This window comes from Streptomyces anthophorae (genome assembly GCF_049310305.1).
GTDB lineage: Bacteria > Actinomycetota > Actinomycetes > Streptomycetales > Streptomycetaceae > Streptomyces.
This window is the reverse complement of sequence record NZ_JBLWQQ010000001.1, coordinates 2,647,138-2,667,174: the sequence shown is the minus strand read 5'-3', so window position 1 is coordinate 2,667,174 and position 20,037 is coordinate 2,647,138. Positions and strand designations below refer to the sequence as shown.

Sequence of the window (20,037 nt, the reverse complement as noted above, 5' to 3'; positions counted from 1 at the left end):
CGTACCAGGGTCAACATCCAACCAGGCCGAAAACGTTCCCGCTCTCGGCTTTTCCTCGAAAAATTTCTTCGAGGCCGGCTGTCTGTCGCCGGGTGGCGGCGAATGTGCCGTATTGCGTCTCTAACGTCTTACGGGTTCGCGCGTTCTGTCAGGTCGGTCCTCCCCCGGCTGGTTGCCGGTTTGTTCATGAGGACGTGCCCGGAGCCTAAATGGTTCATGCCTGGAAGGGAACGTGATGTGGGCGTCACTCCATCGAGGGATCGAACACTCATGCGATCCTGGACTAGTCTGGGCTGAGGTGAGGGTGGCGTGACAAAGGCTCTACCAGGCCTCGGTACCCTCTGAACGGCGACCGACGCCGGCCCTTCATTAGTGAGGGCCCCATCTGAAATTCAGCGAGGAGCGAACCGCGTGACCGCCGATACGTCCGTGCCGTCCACAGCGCTGCTGACCGGAGCAGACCGGGACGGTTCCAACTACACCGCGCGGCACCTGCTCGTCCTTGAGGGGCTCGAAGCCGTACGCAAGCGTCCGGGCATGTACATCGGCTCGACCGACAGTCGTGGCCTGATGCACTGCCTCTGGGAGATCATCGACAACTCGGTCGACGAGGCCCTCGGAGGCTACTGCGACCGCATCGAAGTGATCCTTCACGACGACGCCTCCGTAGAGGTGCGGGACAACGGCCGCGGCATCCCCGTGGACGTCGAGCCCAAGACAGGCCTCTCCGGAGTCGAGGTCGTCATGACGAAGCTCCACGCGGGCGGCAAGTTCGGCGGCGGCGCGTACGCGGCCTCCGGCGGCCTGCACGGCGTGGGCGCCTCCGTGGTGAACGCGCTGTCGGCGCGCCTCGACGTCGAGGTGGACCTCGGTGGGCACACGCACGCCATCAGTTTCCGGCGCGGTGTCCCCGGCGGCTTCGCCAAGGCCGGGCCCGACGCTTCGTTCGACCCCTCGGTGCGACTGAGCAAGGTCAAGAAGGTCCCGAAGGCGCGCCGGGGCACCCGGGTCCGCTACTGGGCGGACCGCCAGATCTTCCTGAAGGACGCCAAGCTCTCCCTGGGCGAGCTGCACCAGCGCGCGCGGCAGACGGCGTTCCTGGTGCCGGGCCTGACCATCATCGTCCGTGACGAGTTCGGTCTCGGCGAGGGCGGCAGCAAGGGCGAGGAATCCTTCCGTTTCGACGGAGGCATCAGCGAGTTCTGCGAGTACCTGGCGCAGGACAAGCCGGTCTGCGACGTCCTCCGCTTCACCGGGCAGGGCACCTTCAAGGAGACCGTCCCCGTGCTCGACGAGCACGGGCAGATGACGCCGACCGAGGTCCAGCGCGAGCTCGGTGTCGACATCGCGCTGCGCTGGGGCACCGGGTACGACACGACCATCAGGTCGTTCGTGAACATCATCGCCACGCCCAAGGGCGGCACCCATGTGACCGGCTTCGAGCGCTCGCTCACGAAGACGATGAACGAGGTGCTGCGCGCCCAGAAGGTGCTGCGCGTGGCCGAGGACGACGTCGTCAAGGACGACGCCCTGGAGGGCCTCACGGCGGTCGTCACGGTGCGTCTGGCGGAGCCGCAGTTCGAGGGTCAGACCAAGGAGGTCCTCGGCACCTCGGCGGCCAACAGGATCGTCGCGAATGTCGTGGCCAAGGAGCTCAAGGCGTTCCTGTCGTCCACCAAGCGCGACGCCAAGGCGCAGGCCCGTGCCGTCATGGAGAAGGCCGTCGCCGCGGCCCGTACGCGCATCGCCGCGCGTCAGCACAAGGACGCGCAGCGTCGTAAGACGGCCCTGGAGTCCTCGTCCCTCCCCGCCAAGCTCGCGGACTGCCGCAGTGACGACGTGGAGCGCAGCGAGCTGTTCATCGTCGAGGGCGACTCCGCGCTCGGCACCGCCAAGCTCGCCCGGAACTCCGAGTTCCAGGCCCTGCTGCCGATCCGCGGCAAGATCCTCAACGTTCAGAAGTCGTCCGTGACGGACATGCTGAAGAACGTGGAGTGCGGCGCCATCATCCAGGTCATAGGAGCTGGGTCCGGCCGGACCTTCGACATCGACGCGGCGCGCTACGGGAAGATCATCCTGCTCGTCGACGCCGACGTCGACGGCGCGCACATCCGTACGCTGCTGCTGACGCTGTTCCAGCGCTACATGCGGCCGATGATCGAGGCCGGCCGCGTCTTCGCCGCCGTGCCGCCCCTGCACCGCATCGAGCTGGTCCAGCCCAAGAAGGGCCAGGACAAGTACATCTACACGTACTCGGACCGCGAGCTGCGCGAGACACTGCTCGAGCTCCAGCGCAAGGGTGTGCGGTACAAGGACTCGATCCAGCGGTACAAGGGTCTCGGCGAGATGGACGCCGACCAGCTCGCGGAGACCACGATGGACCCGCGCCACCGCACGCTGCGCCGGATCAACATCGGTGAGCTGGAGGCGGCGGAGCACGTCTTCGACCTGCTGATGGGCAACGACGTGGCGCCGCGCAAGGAGTTCATCAGCAGCTCGGCCTCGACCCTCGACCGCTCGCGCATCGACATGTAGCGACGAGGCCGGGGTGCGGCGATCGTGCCCCGCAGCGCGGTTCGTCTCATGCGGCTCCACCCACGGGTGGAGTCGCATGATCCACCCCCGATCCACCCCGGGTCCGATCTCCTGACCTGCCCGTTTCCGTAGCGTCGAAGGCGTTGAACCACTTCGCTCCCGACCGCTCCACGGAGGCAGTCATGTCCGGGGTCCCCACCGTCTTGGTGATCGTCGCCGTCGTCGTATTCGTCCTGGTCCGGCAGTTCAGGACGGAGCGCCTGTCCGGCGACCGGAAGTGGTGGCTCCTGCCCGCGATCCTCGCGGTCCTCGCCGTGAAGGACGGCGCGGTGACGGACCCCCAGCACGTGACGGGCTCGGTCGTGCTGCTCGCCGTCGAGGTTCTGGTGAGCCTGGGCATAGGCGTCGGATGGGCCTTCACGACCCGCGTGTGGACGGATGAGCGGGGCGACGTGTGGACCAAGGGCACGGTCGCGACGGCCGGGGCCTGGCTCGGTGGTGTCGCGGCCCGCGCCTCCGTGGCGGGTGTCGGTCTGGCGATGGGCATCCACGCCGGCAGCTCCAGCCTGATGCTCGGCTTCGCCGTCTCGCTCCTGGTCCGCTCCGGCCTGCTGATGCTGCGGGCCGAGCGGGAGCGCTCGGCGTACGTTGGTCCTGTCGCCCAGCCGGCGTGGGAGGACCGCAGGTGATCTCCGGAAAATGGACGGATTGGCCCTCCCGGGAGGCGCTCTCCCGTGAGGGCGTCACGCGCGCCCGGCGCATGCTTGCCCGATCGGTGCGGCTGGTCGTGGTCGCGGTCCTGGTGTGGACCGCCGTCACGCAGCGCGGCGTCAGCGACTGGTCGCTGTTCTTCGTCCCCGTGCTGCTGATCGCGTGCGCGGCAGCGGCCTGGGCCTTCTTCCGTACGACTCTCGACCACCGGTTGTGGCCCTCTCTGGGGCTGCTGGCGTTTCTGGTGGCGACGGCTGTGCTGGCCCAGTGGGCCGGGTTCGTCGGGCCCGCCATCGTCCTGTGGTGCGGCTGCGCGGTCTCCGCGCTGGAACGGCTGCCCCTGGCGGCTTCCGTGCCGGCCACCGCGGTGGCACTCACCGGGTTCGCGCTGGTCAACAACGACGCCTGGCTGACCACGACCGTCGTCGCCATCGGCCTCTCCCTCTCCGGGTACGTGCTGCGGCTGGACGCCGAGGCGCGGGGGAGCGCACAGCGTGCCCTGGAGCAGGAGCGTGCCGCGCGCGCCGCGGAGGCCGAGTCGGCGGCGCTCGCCGAGCGGTCGCGGATCGCCCGCGAGATCCACGACGTCCTCGCGCACAGCCTCTCCGCCCAGCTCGTGCATCTGGAGGCCGCCCGGCTCCTCATCGAACGCGGGGCGGACCGGGACCAGATCCTGGAGCGCGTCGTGGCGGCGCGCGGCATGGCCCGGGACGGACTGGACGAGACGCGGCAGGCCCTGTCCGCGCTGCGGGGCGAGATGACACCGCTGGAGGACTTCCTGCGGGAGCTGGTCGAGTCCTCGGACGGGGCGACGCTCACGGTGGGAGGCGGACGCCGGCCCGTGCCCGCCGAGGCGTCCCAGACCGTGCGCAGAGTCGCACAGGAGGCGCTGACGAACGTGCGCAAGCACGCTCCGGGCGCGAAGACTGACATCCGGCTGGAATACGGGCCGGGCGAAGTGGCCCTGGAAGTACGGGATTCGGGGGCATCCCGACCGCACGCGGAGCTCACTGTCAGTGGTGGCGGTTACGGTCTGTTGGGGATGAAGGAGCGCGCCGAGTTGCTGGGCGGCACGCTCGAGGCGGGGCCGTACGAGGAGGGTTTCGTGGTCAAGTTGAAGGTTCCCGTATGAGCGGGGCCCCGGCGGGGGAGCGCGCGGAGAGGCCACCGGCCCGCGTGGTGGTGGTCGACGACCAGACGGTGGTGCGCGAAGGCATCGTGATGCTGCTCGGGCTGCTGCCCGGGATCGAGGTCGTCGGCTCCGGGGGAGACGGTGACGAGGCCGTCGCGCTCGTGGCCGAACTGTCCCCGGACGTCGTCCTGATGGACCTGCGCATGCCGCGCTGCGACGGAGCGGAGGCGACCAGACGGATTCGGCAGGAGTACCCGGGCACCCAGGTCATCATCCTGACCACGTACGCCGATGACGAGTCGCTCTTTCCGGCCCTCAGAGCGGGAGCGCGCGGCTATCTCACGAAGGACGCCGGCGGGGACGAGATCGTCCGGGCGGTGGAGGACGTGCTGTCCGGTGACGCGGGCCTCTCGCCCAAGATCCAGCGGCGCCTCCTGGAGAGACTGTCGCAGCCCGAGGCCGCCGTGCCGGATCCCGTGGAGCCCCCCGATGGCCTGACGGCGCGGGAGGCCGAGGTACTGGTGCTGATCGCCGAGGGGCTGACGAACCAGGAGATCGCCAAGTCGCTGCACGTCTCCACCGCGACGGTGAAGACCCACATCAACAATCTGTTCGCGAAGGCCGGGCTCAAGGACCGCGCCCAGGCCGTCCGTTACGCGTATCAGCACGGACTCGCGAAACTGCCGGGATCGTCCATCACCTAATGGGGTGAAGGGTCTGCGGAGAGCGTCCGGGATCTTCCCGGTCTGTCCATCCTTGGTCCGCGGCCGCAGTGGGCCGCGGACAAGGAGAGTTCGGTGGACAAGCACGACGGGCGCGCGACCGCGCCGCCCAGGGCCGTTGCCACGAGAGGCAGCGGCGATCCCTGGTACGACGAGCCGGACTCGGAATGGGGTGAATGGCGCGGTCCGGGCGCGACGTCGGCCACCGTGCCTGCCCAGTCCGTGCCGTCCGAGCGGAGCGCGGCGGGGGTCTACCTGGAGGTGCAGCGCAGCGCGGCGTTTCAGGAAGTGCGCAGGCGCTACCGGCGGTTCGTCGTCCCGGCGTCCGTACTCTTCTTCGCCTGGTACGTCGCGTACGTCGTGACCGCCACTACGGCGCCCGGCCTGATGGCCGAACCGGTCGCGGGCGCCGTGAACGTGGCGATGGTCGCGGGCCTCGGGCAGTTCGCCAGCACGTTCCTGCTGACGTGGCTGTACGCGCGCCATGCGCGGCTGCGTCGTGATCGCGCGGCGCTCGAACTGCGGTGGGACACGCAGGAGATGACGCGCGGTATCGCCGGTCACGCGCGAGTGAACGGTGTCGCGCGCGGCGAGGGCGGCCAGTGGTGACCGGGGCGCACCAGACCTTGGCCCTGGTCCTGTTCAGCGCGTTCGTGGCGGTCACGCTCGCCATCACGACCTGGGCGAGCCGCAAGCGGCACGGTTCGGCGGAGGAGTTCTACGCGGGCGGTCGGCTGTTCTCGCCCATGGAGAACGGATTCGCCATCGCCGGTGACTACATGTCGGCCGCGTCCTTCCTCGGCATCTCCGGACTGATCGCGCTGTTCGGCTACGACGGGCTGCTCTACTCGGTCGGCTTCCTCGTGGCCTGGCTCGTGGTCCTCTTCCTCGTGGCCGAACTGGTGCGCAACTGCGGCCGGTTCACGCTCGCCGACGTCGTCGCGGCCCGGATGCGGGAGCGGCCGGTGCGCATCGCGGCGGGAACGTCCTCGGTCACCGTGTCCGTTCTGTATCTGGTGGCGCAGATGGTGGGTGCGGGCAGCCTGGTCGCGCTGCTGCTCGGGGAGGCGAGTGGCGCCGCGCAGTCCTGGACCGTCGTCGGCGTGGGCGCGCTCATGGTCGTCTATGTGTCGGTGGGAGGGATGCGGGCCACCACGTGGATCCAGATCGTGAAGGCCGTCCTGCTCATGGGTGGGGCGATCGCCCTGACGGTGCTCGTCCTGGCGCGCTTCCACGGTGACTTCGACCAGCTGCTGCGCACCGCCGCGGCACGCAGCGGGCACGGCTCGGACTTCCTTGTGCCCGGTCTGAAGTACGGCGGAAGCTGGACCGCGCGCTTCGACTTCATCAGCCTGGGCCTCGCGCTCGTGCTCGGCACGGCGGGCCTTCCGCACATCCTGTCGCGCTTCTACACCGTGCCGACCGCACGGGCCGCGCGCCGCTCGGTCGTGTGGTCCATCGGGCTCATCGGCAGCTTCTACCTGATGACGATCGTGCTCGGGTTCGGCGCCGCGGCCCTCGTGGGCCCCGAGGCCGTACGGGGTTCGAACGCGGCGGGGAACACGGCGGTTCCGCTGCTCGCCCTCGACCTGGGCGGCGGCGCCGACTCCACCGGGGGCACGGTGCTGTTCGCGATCGTGGCCGCGGTCGCCTTCGCCACCATCCTCGCCGTCGTCGCCGGGATCACGCTGGCCTCCTCCGCCTCCGTGGCGCACGACCTGTACGCCTCGCTCCGTCGAGGCGGGCCGGAAGGGAAGCCCGGCGGCAGGCAGTGGAGCGAGGTCGCGGTGGCGCGGGTCGCCGCGGCCGGCGTCGGCGTGCTCGCGATCGGGCTCGGGCTGCTGGCCCGGGACCTGAACGTGGCGTTCCTCGTCGGGCTCGCGTTCGCGGTCGCCGCGTCGGCGAATCTGCCCGTGCTGCTCTACTCGCTGTTCTGGCGGGGCTTCACCACGCGGGGCGCCGTGTGGTCGGTGTACGGCGGTCTGGTGCCCGCGCTGCTGCTCGTGGTGCTGTCCCCGGTGGTCTCCGGGAGCCCCACATCGCTGTTCCCCGGCGTGGACTTCCAGTACTTCCCGCTGGAGAACCCCGGGCTCGTCTCGATTCCGCTCGGCTTCCTGGCGGGCTGGCTCGGCACCGTGACCTCTCCAGAGGCGCCGGACGAGGCAAAGCACGCGGAGACCGAAGTACGGGCGCTGACCGGCGCAGGGGCGGTCTGACAGGGGCAGGGGGTCAGCGGCTGGCGGCCCACTCGTACCGGTGCTCGGGCCGCCCCGTGTCGCCGTACTTGAGGCTCAGCCGCACGCGTCCGGTCCGTTCCAGGAGCTTGAGGTAGCGCTGGGCGGTCTGCCGGCTGAGCCCGGTGGCGTCGGCCAGTTCCTGCGCCGACAGCGGGCCCTCGGCGGTCATCATCGCCCTGCGGACCAGCTCGGCGGTGGTGGGCGAGTGGCCCTTGGGCAGCTCGGGCGCGGGCCCGGCGGAGAGCGCACCGAAGATCCGGTCGACCTCCGCCTGCTCCGCCTCGCCCCCGCCGTCGAGGGTGCGCCGCAGCGTCGCGTACGCCTCCAACTTGCCGCGAAGGCCCGCGAACGAGAACGGCTTGACCAGGTACTGCAACGCCCCGTGACGCATCGCGGCCTGCACGGTCCCCACGTCGCGTGCGGCGGTCACCATGATCACGTCGATCTGGTGGCCGCGCTCGCGCACCGTCCGGGCCAGCGCCAGGCCCGTCTGGTCCGGCAAATAGTGGTCGAGCAGCACCAGGTCGACATGGAGCTCCTCGATCCGGTCGAGTGCCTCGCCCGCGCTGTGGGCGGTCGCCGCGACACGGAATCCGGGCACCTTCGCCACATAGGCGGCGTTGACGTCGGCCACGCGCGTGTCGTCGTCCACGACCAGTACGTCGATCATCGGGCCTCCTCGGTCACGTCCGGCACGTCCACGGTGAGGGCCTCCGGCAGGACGACGACGAATTCGGCACCCCCGAGGGGCGACCGGGTCACCTCGGCCGTGCCGCCCTGTCGCTCGGCGAACCTGCGGACCAGGGCGAGTCCGATGCCCCGCTTGCCGTGGGCCGGTGGCTCCTTGGTGGACCAGCCTTCCACGAAGACGGTCTCCCGCTGGTCGGCGGGGACGCCCGGCCCCGAGTCGCGTACCCGTAGGACGGCACTGCGGCCTTCGGCCCGCAGATCCACTTCCACGCGCGCGTGCTGCCCCGAACCGGCGGCCGCGTCCAGGGCGTTGTCCACCAGGTTGCCGACGATCGTCACGAGGCCGCGCGGATCCACGAGGCGGTCCGGCAGCCAGGTGCCCTCGGAGATGCCGAACGCGACACCGCGCTCCGCCGCCACGGTCGCCTTGCCCACCATGAGGGCCGAGAGCAGCGGGTCCTCGATCCGCTCGGTGATCTGTTCCGCGGTCACCCGGCGCGCCCCCGCCACCTCGCCCACGAAGTCCACGGCCTCCTCGTACATCTCCAGCTCCAGAAGGCCCAACAACGTATGCATGCGGTTCGCGTGCTCGTGGTCCTGTGCGCGCAGCGCGTCGATCAGACCACGCGTGGAGTCGAGTTCGCGGCCCAGCTGTTCCAGTTCGGTGCGGTCGCGCAGGGTGGCGACCGCGCCGCCGTCGTCGGTGGGCATCCGGTTCGCGACCAGGACCCGCTGGCCACGGACGGTCAGCAGGTCGGTCCCGGAGACGTTCCCGGCGAGCACGTCCGTCGTACGCCCTTCCCCGAGTGCCTCGTCCAGGGGCCGTCCGATGACCCGTGCGTCCACGCCCAGCAGTCGCTGTGCCTCGTCGTTGAGCAGGCGCACCCGGCCGCCTCGGTCCAGGGCCACGACGCCCTCGCGAATGCCGTGCAGCATGGCCTCGCGCTCGGCCAGGAGCGCCGAGATGTCCGAGAAGGCCAGGTCGCGGGTCTGCCGCTGGACCCGCCGCGAGATCAGATACGCGGCGAGCGCCCCGACGGCCAGGGCTCCTCCCGCATACGCGAACAGCCCCGGGATGGCGTGGACGAGGCGCGCGCGGACGCTGTCGTACTCGATGCCGACCGAGACGGCTCCCACGATGGCCCCGTCGGCGGCCCTCAGGGGCACTTTGCCGCGCGCGGAGCGGCCGAGCGTCCCGTCGTCGATCTCCATGACCGCGCGGCCCCCCAGCGCCGCGCTGGGGTCCGTCGACACGATGTGCCCGATCCGGCCGCGGTCGGTGTGTGACCAGCGGACGCCTTCCCTGTTCATGATCACGACGTACTCGGCGCCGCTGGCCCGCCGGATCCGCTCCGCCGCGGCCTGCACGGGACCGTCCGGGCTCGGCCGTGAGGAGCGCAGTTCCTCGGCGATCCGCGGCTCCGCGGCGGTGGTCTGCGCGATGGCCAGGGCCCGGCGCATCGCCTGATCGTCGAGCTGGTCGCTCAGCGGCGCCAGGAAGAGCCCCGTGGCCAGCACCGCCACCCCCGCGGCGATCGCCACCTGCATCAGCAGCACCTGGGCGAACACCCGCTTGGGGAGGCCGAAGCGCAGGCGGCGGGCAGGGGAAGTCGAGCTCATGGCTCAGAACGGTACGGGCCCGTCGGCCCTGGTCGAAGGCCTTGTGGCGCGGATCTCCCCGCCGCTCCCGTCCGGGAGCACCCAGGTCATCCGCGTTGGACGGCAGCCTCACGCACAGCGACGACATCCATACGCGCCGGCGACCCGAGCGCGGCTCCGCAACTCTCGGGACGGGCCGGGAGCGAGGCACCGCGGGCGACCACGACCGTCCAGCAACGGCCGTCCACATGGTCCACCGTGACGTCCCAGTACGCGTTGTACATGGGTGCATCAGCAGGTGGATCGGTTGGTCGATCCACCGATGCAGTGTGTACGACGCTCAGGACACCGGCACGGTACTCGGCGGTCGTCCGGCGCACGGCGAGCTCGGCGGCCTGCCCCGGACGGTCCCAGGCGGAACTGCCACGGCAGCCATGGAGCACGATCCGGTCCGAGCGCACCGCATCGAGGGTCTCCATGACGTCGGCCGCCGATGACCTCCCGTAGGCATAGCCGTAGGGCAGCACAAGGAGGGTGGGGGAGAAGCGGTGGCCGCCCAGGTGTGTGACCTCCCAGACGCCCTCTCCTTCGGAGGAGGCGAGTTCGGAGGCCAGAGGCCTTCCTAGAAGCGCGCAGCACCGGTCGCGTTTGCCGTTCGTGCAGACGAGGGCGAGGGGCCCGCCTTCGTGGGGTGCGCCGAAGCCCCCGTGCCGGCCTGCTCCCAAGGCGGCGAAATCGAGCCGTAGCAGCTCTTCAGGAGTCGCGACGGTGGTGCTGCGCAGCCAGGTGTTTCCCGGGACTGTGTGGGCCACATACACCTGGTGGCGCTCCGCGGCGTGGTAATCCGCGTGCCGGCCCGGACGGCGGATGAGGGCGACGCGCACGCCGGTGCCGTCGGCCGCCGACTCCAGAGCGCGGCCCACCTCGGGATCGAGATGGCTGGAGACCAGGGCCTTCGCGCCCCACGGCCCCGGCTGTTCGATCAGCAGCCAGGTGCGCGCGGTGGCCGCCGTCCCGGCCAGAGGCTCCTCAAGATCCCGCGAGGCGGTCGTGCACGTGTTCACAGCGGCGACCCTAACCCGCCCGCCCGGTCACTTGGCCGCGGAAGCCGACGGCAGGGGCTGAGGTGGACGCAGACCTACGTAGTGTCCCGTCGGCCGCATGCGGAGTGGGCGTTCTCCGTACTCCTCCAGGGCGTGTGCGATCCAGCCCGCCGTGCGTGCGACGGCGAAGATCGTCTCGCCTGCCTCCGCCGGCATCCCGAACGAGGCGGTGAAGACGGCGAGGGCCAGGTCCACATTGGCGTGCAGGTCCGTATGGCGCGCGGTGGTCGCCACGACGTCGCGGGCGGCCATCAGGGCGGGCTGCGCCTTGGGCAGCTCCTCGAGGGCCCCGAACAGTGCCTGCGCGCGCGGGTCCTCACCCTGGTAGAGACGGTGGCCGAGCCCGGGCACGCGGCGGCCCGAGCGCAGTTCGTCGGCGACCACGGCGCCTGCGCTGCCCCGGTCGAGGACGTCAAGGAGCATCCGGTGGGCCATGCCGCTCGCCGCTCCGTGCAGCGGCCCCTCCAGGACGCCCAGGCCCGCCGAGACGGCGGCGTAGGTGTGCGCCCGCGCGGACGCCGCGACGCGCACGGCGAGCGTCGAGGCCGCCAGGTCGTGATCGACCAGCAGGGCAAGTGCCATGTCCAGGACGCGCAGTGACGCCTCGTCGGGCTCCCGGTAGGTCAGCCGCCCCCACAGCCGCTGGGCGATCGGCGCGCCGTCCACGTACGTCGTCCGTACGAGGGGCAGCGCGGCCGCGAGGGTGGGGATGAGGGAACGGGCGGCGCCGAGCACGGAGTCCTCGGACAGGTCGTAGCGCAGCGGGTCCGCCGTCGCCGCGGCGACGGCCGCCACCCGCAACCGGTCGATGGGGCTGCTGAGTTCGGGGAGGGCGGCCATGGCCTTGCGGGCCGCGGCGAGCGACTCCTTGGGCGCCGTGAACCGGATGCCGGGGCGCAGCGTGCCCGTCCACAGCCACTCCGCGACCTCCTCGTACGAGTGATGGGTCGCGAGCCGTACCGCGTCGACCCCCCGGAAGAAGTACCGGTCGTCGTCGATGAGGGTGAGCCGTGTGCGTACCGACAGCTCGCCGGTGCCCGAACCGCTCGTGGTCTCCCGCCTGTTGCGGCGGGCGAGGGCCTCGACCTCGGCGGCGTCGAAGGTGCTGCCGCGCGTGCTCTCTCCGCGCCTGCTGGTGAGCTGTCCGCGGCTCACGTACGCGTAGACCGTCTCGGGCTTCACGCCGAGCAGCTCGGCGGTCTCCTTGGTGGTCAGGCGGCGGGCCTGCTGCGTCGGTGCAGGTTCTTGATCCCTCATGCGCGTCACCGTATCCGGATCGCCATACATTGATTCAATCAATATTGACAGTTGTTGAGTCAAGCATGGACAGTCGGATCAAGTCCAGGGAGGAAACATGCCGATCAACGGGACCATGTCTGCCGCGGCCGCCACGGCCGCCACAGCCGCCACGGGCGTCGACGTACCGCGCGGGCTCGCCGGTGTCGTCGTCACCGACACCGAACTCGGGGACGTCAGGGGGCGCGAGGGCTTCTACCACTACCGCCAGTACTCCGCCGTCGAGCTCGCGGAGACCCGTGGGTTCGAGGACGTGTGGCATCTGATGCTCCACGGCGAACTGCCCGACGCCGAGCGGTCGGCGGCCTTCGCGCGCGAGACCGCTGGGCAGCGCGGGCTGCCGCAGGACGTGCGGGCCGCGCTGCCGGCGATCGCCCGGGCGGGTGCGGTCTCCGGGCCGCTCGCCGGGTTGCGTACGGCGCTCTCGTTGTTCGGTGCGTCCCGTGGATTCCGGCCCGTGTACGACATCGACCGGGATCGGCGGCGTGCGGACGCCGTCGCGGCGACGGCCGTGGTCCCGACGATGCTCACTGCGCTGCACCGGCTCGGTGAGGGGCTGGAGCCCGTGGAGCCGCGGGAGGATCTCTCGTATGCGGCCAACTACCTGTACATGTTGACGGGTTCGGAGCCTGACCCCGCGCGTGCACGGGCCATCGAGCAATACCTGATCTCGACCATTGACCACGGATTCAATGCGTCAACGTTCACGGGCCGTGTCATCGCGTCGACCGGGGCCGACGTCGCGGCGTCCCTGGTCGGGGCGGTGGGGGCGCTGTCAGGCCCGCTGCACGGAGGAGCTCCCAGCCGGGCGCTCGACACCCTGGACGCGATCGGCACGCCGGACCGCATCGACGCCTGGATCCGGGAGCGGGTGCTCGCGGGGGAGCGGATCATGGGGTTCGGTCACCCCGTCTACCGCACGGAGGACCCGCGTTCGCGCATGCTGCGCGGTATCGCGGAGCGGTTCGGCGGTCCGCTGGTGGATTTCGCGGTCCAGGTCGAGCGCCAGGTGGAGGCGATCCTCGCGGAGCTGAAGCCGGGGCGTGAACTGCACACGAACGTGGAGTTCTACGCGGGCGTGGTCATGGAGCTGTGCGGGCTGCCGCGCACCATGTTCACGCCGACGTTCGCGGCGGCGCGGGCTGTCGGCTGGACCGCCAACATCCTCGAACAGTCGGAGGACTCAAAGATCATCCGCCCGGCGGCGCGGTATGTGGGGGTGGGGGCGCCGGTGGCGGTACCGACCGTCGGGTGACGGCATGGGCAGGGCCCGACAGGTGGCTGCTGTCGGGCCCCATGTGCTGATGTGGTGCGTGGGCCACTCTCATGCGTCGGGCTCTTGGCCGTTGGACAGAGGGCCGTCAGGGCCCGACGCTGAGGCGCGGTCGCCGCTGCCTGAGCGTCTGCGGCGCCGTGCGTCCAACGCGACGATGAGTGCTGCAACGCCGGCCGCGAAGCCGCCCACGGCCGTCAAGGTTTCGTTGACGTCGGACAAAGCCATGGCTATCGGGGGCACTGTGAACCTCGACATCCGGGAGCACGGGGTGTCGACAGGGCGGTTGCCATCAGCTGTCCGGGATGTCTTCCTTGGCGCGCACCAGCGTCTCCCGGTTCACGATGACGATGCGTTCGTAGTCGGCGACCCCGGCGTCCGAGGGGAGTTCGCTCCGCAGCTCCGCGGTGGCCTCCGTGCCGATCACGGCGAAGTTCCCATCGCTGAGTTCGAAGACATCGGGGCAAGTGGCGCCGGAGGCACTGCCGCGGGCGCTGGGCGGTACTCCGATGCGGCGTACGATCTTCACGGGAACCGGTTCCTTCTCGAGGAGTGACGTGACGCCGTCACAGTAGTGCGCCGATTCAGGCGTAAGGATACCGATCCGCCTTCCAGTAGCGGGAGTTGTCGGCCAACTTCACCGCTACGGGGGAACCTCGCTCCGGCAGGTGCGTCAATCCGAAGGCGGCTCGCCCACCACCCACCACTCCTCCGTGTCCGAGGCCGCTGCCATCTCCTGGAAGAGCTCCTCGGCCATCCTCCCGATCTCTGCTTCCGTGGAGGTCGGGTCCAGGGCGGCGCGGTGCGGCCGGGTGGCTTCCCAGTACTCGCAGATGAGCGGGCTCTGGAACAGCTCGCGCAAGTGGCCGAAGAGTTCCCTCAGGTCCAGCAGGCCGGCTTCGTAGAGGTGAAAGGCGTTGATGTACCAGAGGTTGGCGTACATGTATTGACGCCGCTTCTGCGGAGTGAGGTCCAGGCCGTAGTTGTCGATCACGACCGCGAGGTCGGGATCGTCGATGGCCTTGCTCAGCAACTCCCAGTGCATGCGCTGCTGATGTGCGCGGGCCAGGCGGCGGCGTTCTTCCGAGGCCCACTTCGTGCCCGGGCCGAAGCGGTGCCACAAATGCGTCGCGGTGCCACCCGCGAGCCCGCCGACGGCAGCGGCGACTACCGTCCGGCATATCCCTTGACTCTGTGTGGCCATGTCAACCCCCGATTCAGGCGACCGTGCGCCGGTCGTCGGATGCGGGGCGACGGGGACGGAAACCGGCGGCGGTGGGCGGCGCGCTTGCCAACTCCCAGGATGCCGAGCGGCTCTGATCGGCGGGAGGCGGAGAGGAGGCGCACGGGTGGATGCTCAGTTCGCGAAAACCGGCGCCATGTCCAACGTGTGCCCAGCGGGCGCCGTTAGCAATCGTTCACTTCGCAGGCTTTCCACCCGCTCGTATCCTGGGTCGGCATTCATTTCTTCGTAGGAGAGCCGGACCCTGAACCGGCGTGCGCCGCCGCGCACGCCGCGGCGTGCGATTCGGTGTGAGAGAGGTCGCGTTGAGCAAGGCCAGCCCGCAGCAGATCCCCGTCGTCGTCCTCGCCGGCTTTCTGGGGTCGGGGAAGACCACCTTGCTCAATCATCTGCTGCACCGCAGCGGGGGCACCCGGATCGGGGCGATCGTCAACGACTTCGGGTCGATCGAGATCGATGCCATGGCCGTCGCCGGGCAGTTGGGCGACTCGACCGTCTCGCTCGGCAATGGGTGTTTGTGCTGCGCCGTCGACGCCAGTGAACTTGATGTGTATCTGGACAAGTTGACCCGGCCCGTCAATGACGTGCACGCCATTGATGTCATCGTGATCGAGGCGAGCGGTATCGCGGAGCCTCAAGAGCTCGTGCGCATGGTGCTGGCCAGTGACAACCCGCGCATCGTGTACGGAGGGCTGATCGAGGTCGTCGACACCGCCGAGTTCGACGCCACCCGCGAGAAGCACCCCGAGGTGGACCGGCACCTGGGGATCGCGGACCTCGTCGTGGTGAACAAGGGCGACCGTGTCGGCCCGGACGAGCGTGAGCGGGTCCTCGGCGCCGTGCGGGCCGCGGCCGGCCGGGCCGCCGTGGTGTCCGCGTCGTACGGGCGCATCGACCCGGCGCTGCTCTTCGACTGCCGCCCCACGGAGGAGCGGATCGGGCAGTTGTCCTTCGACGATCTGCACCGGCACGGCGACCAGGACGACCACGCGGCGCACGACGGGCATCTGCACGCCGCCTACGACAGCGTCTCGTTCACCTCCGACGTGCCCATGGACCCCCGGCGGCTGATCGCGTTCCTCGACAGCAGGCCCGAGGGGCTCTACCGCATCAAGGGATATGTCGACTTCGGCGCGGGCGACACGGGCAACCGGTACGCCGTGCACGCCGTGGGGCGCTTCCTGAGGTTCTACCCGGAGCCGTGGCCGAGCGGCGAGGAGCGCCTCACCCAGCTCGTTCTGATCGGATCCGGCATCGACACGACCGTCCTCCGCGAACAGCTCGATGCCGCCACGAGCGACGCCCCACACGCCGCCGACGAACAGGGCATGTGGGGCGTCCTCCGCTACGTCCAGGACAAGGGCGAAGCGGAGGAAGTCGCGGACTACGTGCTCTAGACCGGTCCCGCCGTCGACGCCACCGTCTTCGGCAGCGACACGCCCGAGCCGTCACGGCGCGGGTCCATCTCGGGCAGCTCGGCCGGTGTGCCGTTCTTCTGCGCCGCACGCGCGGGTGCCGGGCCCGCCCAGGCCAGGCTCAGGCAGTCCTCGCCCTTCAGGAAGCGCTGGCAGCGGACGCCGCCGGTGGCACGCCCCTTCCTCGGATACTGGTCGAACGGCGTGAGCTTGGCCGTCGTCTGCACCGAGTCGTCCAGCGTGCCGCGCGAGCCGGCCACGGTGAACACCACCGCGTCGACCGCCGGGTCGACCGCCGTGAACGAGATGACCTTCGCGCCCGTCGCGAGCTTCACGCCGGACATGCCGCCCGCCGCCCGGCCCTGCGGGCGCACGATGGAGGCCTGGAAGCGCAGCAGCTGGGCGTCGTCCGTGATGAAGACCAGGTCCTCCTCGCCGGTGCGCAGCTCCGCGGCGCCGACGATGCGGTCGCCGTCCTTGAGGGTGATGACCTCCAGCTCCTCCTTGTGGGACGGATAGTCGGGCACCACGCGCTTCACGATGCCCTGTTCCGTGCCGATCGCCAGGCCCGGCGAGGACTCGTCCAGGGTCATGAGGCACACCACCGACTCGTCCGCCCCCAGGGAGGAGAGGAACTCGGTGACCGGGGCGCCTCCGGAGAGGTTCGGCGCGGAGGCCGAGTCCGGCAGCTGTGGCAGGTCGACCACGTTCAGGCGCAGCAGGCGACCTTCGGACGTGACGACGCCGATCTCGCCGCGCGCCGTCGCGGGGACCGAGGAGACGATCACGTCGTGCTTCGTGCGCTTGGTGTCTTCGCCTTCGGTGAAGGGATCGCCGTTCGCCGTACGGGCCAGGAGGCCGGTCGAGGAGAGCAGCACGCGGCACGGGTCGTCGGCGACCTGGAGCGGAACCGCCGACACCGGGGCGCCCGCCGACTCCAGGAGCACCGTGCGCCGGTCGTCGCCGAACTTCTTCGCCACGGCGGCCAGTTCGGAGGAGACCAGCTTGCGCAGCTCGGAGTCGGACTCGAGGATGCCGGTCAGCTCGTCGATCTCGCCGTTGAGCTTGTCGCGCTCCGCGTCCAGCTCGATGCGGTCGAACTTGGTGAGGCGGCGCAGCGGCGTGTCCAGGATGTACTGCGTCTGGATCTCGCTCAGCGAGAAGCGCTCGATCAGGCGCTCCTTGGCCTGCGCGCTGTTGTCGCTGGAGCGGATGATGCGGATGACCTCGTCGATGTCCACCAGGGCGACGAGGAGGCCCTCCACCAGGTGGAGCCGGTCCTGCTTCTTGCTGCGGCGGAACTCGCTGCGGCGGCGGACCACGTCGAAGCGGTGGTCCAGGTAGACCTCGAGGAGTTCCTTGAGGCCGAGGGTGAGCGGCTGGCCGTCCACCAGGGCCACGTTGTTGATGCCGAAGGACTCCTCCATGGCCGTCAGCTTGTAGAGCTGCTCCAGGACGGCCTCCGGCACGAAGCCGTTCTTGATCTCGATGACCAGGCGCAGGCCGTGCTCGCGGTCCGTGAGGTCCTTGACGTCGGCGATGCCCTGGAGCTTCTTGGAACCGACCAGTTCCTTGATCTTCGAGATGACCTTCTCGGGGCCGACCGCGAAGGGCAGCTCGGTGACGACGAGGCCCTTGCGGCGCGCCGTCACGTTCTCCACGGAGACCGTCGAACGGATCTTGAACGTGCCGCGGCCCGTCTCGTACGCGTCCCTGATGCCGGACAGGCCGACGATCCGGCCGCCCGTCGGCAGGTCGGGCCCCGGCACGTACTTCATGAGCGTGTCGAGGTCGGCGCCCGGGTGCCGGATCAAGTGCCGCGCGGCGGCGATCACTTCACCCAGGTTGTGCGGCGCCATGTTCGTCGCCATGCCGACCGCGATGCCCGACGCGCCGTTCACCAGCAGGTTCGGGTACGCCGCCGGGAGGACGAGCGGTTCCTGCTCCTGGCCGTCGTAGTTCGAGACGAAGTCGACGGTGTTCTCTTCGATCGACTCCGTCATGAGGGACGCGGCGGCGTCCATCCGGCACTCGGTGTACCGCATGGCGGCCGGGCGGTCGTCATTGCCCAGGGAGCCGAAGTTCCCGTGCCCGTCCACCAGGGGGACGCGCATGGAGAACGGCTGGGCGAGGCGCACCAGTGCGTCGTAGATCGACGAGTCGCCATGGGGGTGCAACTTACCCATGACCTCGCCGACGACGCGGGCGCACTTCACGAAGCCGCGCTCGGGGCGCAGGCCCATCTCGTTCATCTGGTAGACGATCCGACGGTGGACGGGCTTCATCCCGTCGCGGGCGTCGGGCAGGGCGCGTGAGTAGATGACCGAGTACGCGTACTCCAGGTAGGAGCCCTGCATTTCGTCGACCACGTCGACGTCGAGGATCTTCTCCTCGAAGTCGTCGGGCGGCGGGGTCTTCGTGCTGCGGCGGGCCATCGCGGCTGCGGCTCCTTCACCTACAAGAACGGTTACATGAACGGGAACTGTCGCGGACCATTGTGGACCGCCGCACTGACAACGCCGCTCGCGGCCCTTCAGTACCGGGTGTCGCGCGGCCCCGGGAGGGCCGTCTGCTCGCTCACGGCGTAGCACCGGCGGGAACTTCGCCAGGTGCCAGCACGCTTGCATACAGTGGCAGCACTCGCAGCAGTTCAGTGTTCCAGGACCTGCCGCGGTTCCAGAGCTCACCGCGTATTCGCGTTGCACCGCGATCGAAGGGACGTACATGCCCATGGGTCACACGGCCACCGCCGAGGCCGGCTCCGGCGGCCTGACAGCGACCGAGCACCGGCTGGCCAACGGCCTGCGCGTGGTGCTCTCCGAGGATCATCTGACCCCGGTCGCGGCGGTCTGCCTCTGGTACGACGTCGGCTCGCGCCACGAGGTCAAGGGCCGCACGGGCCTGGCTCACCTCTTCGAGCACCTGATGTTCCAAGGCTCGAAGCAGGTGCACGGCAACGGGCACTTCGAGTTCGTCCAGGGCGCGGGCGGCTCGCTCAACGGTACGACGAGCTTCGAGCGCACCAACTATTTCGAGACCATGCCCGCCCACCAGCTGGAGCTCGCGCTGTGGCTGGAGGCCGACCGCATGGGCTCGCTCCTGACGGCCCTCGACGACGAGTCGATGGAGAACCAGCGGGACGTCGTGAAGAACGAGCGCCGCCAGCGTTACGACAACGTGCCCTACGGCACGGCGTTCGAGAAGCTGACCGCCCTCATGTACCCCGAGGGGCACCCGTACCACCACACGCCCATCGGCTCCATGGCCGACCTGGACGCGGCCACCCTCGAAGACGCGCGGAACTTCTTCCGCACCTACTACGCGCCCAACAACGCGGTGCTGTCGATCGTCGGCGACATCGACCCCGAGCAGACGCTGGCCTGGGTCGAGAAGTACTTCGGCTCCATCCCCGGCCACGACGGCAAGCCCGCCCCGCGCGACGGCGCGCTCCCGGAGGTCATCGGCGAGCAGCAGCGCGAGGTCGTCGAGGAGGAGGTCCCGGCGCGCGCCCTGATGTCGGCCTACCGGCTGCCGCAGGACGGCACGCGTGCGTGCGACGCCGCCGACCTCGCCCTCACCGTCCTCGGCGGCGGCGAGTCCTCGCGCCTGTACAACCGGCTCGTACGCCGTGACCGCACCGCCGTGGCGGCCGGTTTCGGTCTGCTGCGCCTCGCCGGAGCGCCCTCGCTGGGCTGGCTGGACGTGAAGACCTCCGGAGACGTCGAGGTGCCGGTCATCGAGGCCGCCGTCGACGAGGAACTCGCCCGGTTCGCCGAGGAGGGCCCGAGCCCCGAGGAAATGGAGCGGGCCCAGGCCCAGTTGGAGCGCGAGTGGCTGGACCGCCTGGGCACGGTCTCGGGGCGCGCCGACGAGCTGTGCCGGTACGCCGTCCTGTTCGGCGACCCGCAGCTCGCCCTGACCGCCGTGGGGCGCGTCCTGGACGTGACCGCCGAGGAGGTCCAGGAGATCGCCAAGGCGCGCCTGCGTCCCGACAACCGCGCGTCCCTCGTGTACGAGCCGACCGCGCCCGCCGACACCGAGACCGCCGAGATCACCGAGGAGGCGGGCCAGTGACCGAGCA

At 70.1% G+C, this 20,037-nt stretch carries 16 protein-coding genes; 9 read left to right on the top strand and 7 right to left on the bottom strand.

What is annotated here, in order from left to right; all coding sequences use genetic code 11:
• Nucleotides 1-411: 411 nt before the first annotated feature.
• The 6 genes from ACNYS0_RS11875 (at nucleotide 412) to ACNYS0_RS11850 (ending at nucleotide 7,316) form a co-directional block, all read left to right on the top strand.
• Complete coding sequence (locus tag ACNYS0_RS11875) at nucleotides 412-2,535, top strand: DNA gyrase/topoisomerase IV subunit B (RefSeq protein ID WP_422473081.1); 2,124 nt, start codon at nucleotides 412-414, stop codon at nucleotides 2,533-2,535.
• Between the two features lie 182 nt (nucleotides 2,536-2,717).
• Nucleotides 2,718-3,224, top strand: a complete 507-nt coding sequence (locus tag ACNYS0_RS11870; protein ID WP_422473079.1) for a DUF1453 domain-containing protein — start codon at nucleotides 2,718-2,720, stop codon at nucleotides 3,222-3,224.
• The gene (locus ACNYS0_RS11865) at nucleotides 3,221-4,378 is read left to right on the top strand and encodes a sensor histidine kinase (RefSeq protein WP_422473077.1); all 1,158 of its coding nucleotides are present in this window, start codon (nucleotides 3,221-3,223) and stop codon (nucleotides 4,376-4,378) included. Before ACNYS0_RS11870 ends, ACNYS0_RS11865 begins: the two co-directional genes overlap by 4 nt.
• Nucleotides 4,375-5,082 (top strand): response regulator, encoded by a 708-nt coding sequence (locus ACNYS0_RS11860; RefSeq protein WP_422473075.1) that lies wholly within the window; start codon nucleotides 4,375-4,377, stop codon nucleotides 5,080-5,082. The genes ACNYS0_RS11865 and ACNYS0_RS11860 overlap by 4 nt, the downstream gene beginning before the upstream one ends.
• 93 nt (nucleotides 5,083-5,175) lie before the next feature.
• Nucleotides 5,176-5,709 (top strand): DUF485 domain-containing protein, encoded by a 534-nt coding sequence (locus tag ACNYS0_RS11855; protein ID WP_422473073.1) that lies wholly within the window; start codon nucleotides 5,176-5,178, stop codon nucleotides 5,707-5,709.
• A complete protein-coding gene (locus ACNYS0_RS11850; protein ID WP_422473071.1) occupies nucleotides 5,706-7,316 on the top strand; it encodes a solute symporter family protein in 1,611 nt (536 codons plus the stop codon). Before ACNYS0_RS11855 ends, ACNYS0_RS11850 begins: the two co-directional genes overlap by 4 nt.
• 13 nt (nucleotides 7,317-7,329) lie before the next feature.
• On the opposite strand, the gene ACNYS0_RS11845 is transcribed toward ACNYS0_RS11850, so the two are convergent.
• The 4 genes from ACNYS0_RS11845 to ACNYS0_RS11830 form a co-directional block, all read right to left on the bottom strand.
• The gene (locus ACNYS0_RS11845; protein WP_422473069.1) at nucleotides 7,330-8,007 is read right to left on the bottom strand and encodes a response regulator; all 678 of its coding nucleotides are present in this window, start codon (nucleotides 8,005-8,007) and stop codon (nucleotides 7,330-7,332) included.
• A complete protein-coding gene (locus ACNYS0_RS11840) occupies nucleotides 8,004-9,647 on the bottom strand; it encodes a sensor histidine kinase (RefSeq protein WP_422473067.1) in 1,644 nt (547 codons plus the stop codon). Before ACNYS0_RS11840 ends, ACNYS0_RS11845 begins: the two co-directional genes overlap by 4 nt.
• Nucleotides 9,648-9,733: 86 nt before the next feature.
• Nucleotides 9,734-10,690 carry a sucrase ferredoxin gene (locus ACNYS0_RS11835; RefSeq protein WP_422473065.1) on the bottom strand — a complete coding sequence of 319 codons (957 nt, stop codon included), beginning with the start codon at nucleotides 10,688-10,690 and terminating at the stop codon, nucleotides 9,734-9,736.
• A 27-nt stretch (nucleotides 10,691-10,717) separates the two neighbouring features.
• Nucleotides 10,718-11,986, bottom strand: coding sequence for a citrate synthase family protein (locus ACNYS0_RS11830; protein WP_422473063.1), 1,269 nt, complete (start codon nucleotides 11,984-11,986; stop codon nucleotides 10,718-10,720).
• A gap of 97 nt (nucleotides 11,987-12,083) precedes the next feature.
• Between ACNYS0_RS11830 and ACNYS0_RS11825 the strand changes: the two genes are divergently transcribed.
• Nucleotides 12,084-13,280 (top strand): citrate synthase/methylcitrate synthase, encoded by a 1,197-nt coding sequence (locus tag ACNYS0_RS11825; RefSeq protein ID WP_422473061.1) that lies wholly within the window; start codon nucleotides 12,084-12,086, stop codon nucleotides 13,278-13,280.
• A 310-nt stretch (nucleotides 13,281-13,590) separates the two neighbouring features.
• Here ACNYS0_RS11825 and ACNYS0_RS11820 read toward each other — a convergent pair whose 3' ends face one another.
• Both ACNYS0_RS11820 and ACNYS0_RS11815 read right to left on the bottom strand, forming a co-directional pair.
• Entirely contained in the window at nucleotides 13,591-13,827 is a 237-nt protein-coding gene (locus ACNYS0_RS11820) for a hypothetical protein (RefSeq protein ID WP_422473059.1), read from the bottom strand.
• Nucleotides 13,828-13,971: 144 nt separating this feature from the next.
• A complete protein-coding gene (locus tag ACNYS0_RS11815) occupies nucleotides 13,972-14,502 on the bottom strand; it encodes a DUF6082 family protein (protein WP_422473058.1) in 531 nt (176 codons plus the stop codon).
• 344 nt (nucleotides 14,503-14,846) lie between these two features.
• Between ACNYS0_RS11815 and ACNYS0_RS11810 the strand changes: the two genes are divergently transcribed.
• Entirely contained in the window at nucleotides 14,847-15,938 is a 1,092-nt protein-coding gene (locus ACNYS0_RS11810; RefSeq protein ID WP_422473056.1) for a CobW family GTP-binding protein, read from the top strand.
• Here the strand turns inward: ACNYS0_RS11810 and ACNYS0_RS11805 are convergent.
• Nucleotides 15,935-18,391, bottom strand: a complete 2,457-nt coding sequence (locus tag ACNYS0_RS11805) for a DNA gyrase/topoisomerase IV subunit A (protein ID WP_422473054.1) — start codon at nucleotides 18,389-18,391, stop codon at nucleotides 15,935-15,937. The genes ACNYS0_RS11810 and ACNYS0_RS11805 overlap by 4 nt on opposite strands.
• A 295-nt stretch (nucleotides 18,392-18,686) precedes the next feature.
• Here ACNYS0_RS11805 and ACNYS0_RS11800 point away from each other — a divergent pair, with 295 nt between their 5' ends.
• Nucleotides 18,687-20,030: a M16 family metallopeptidase gene (locus tag ACNYS0_RS11800; RefSeq protein ID WP_385765954.1), complete on the top strand. Its 1,344-nt coding sequence runs from the start codon at nucleotides 18,687-18,689 to the stop codon at nucleotides 20,028-20,030.
• Nucleotides 20,031-20,037: the final 7 nt, after the last annotated feature.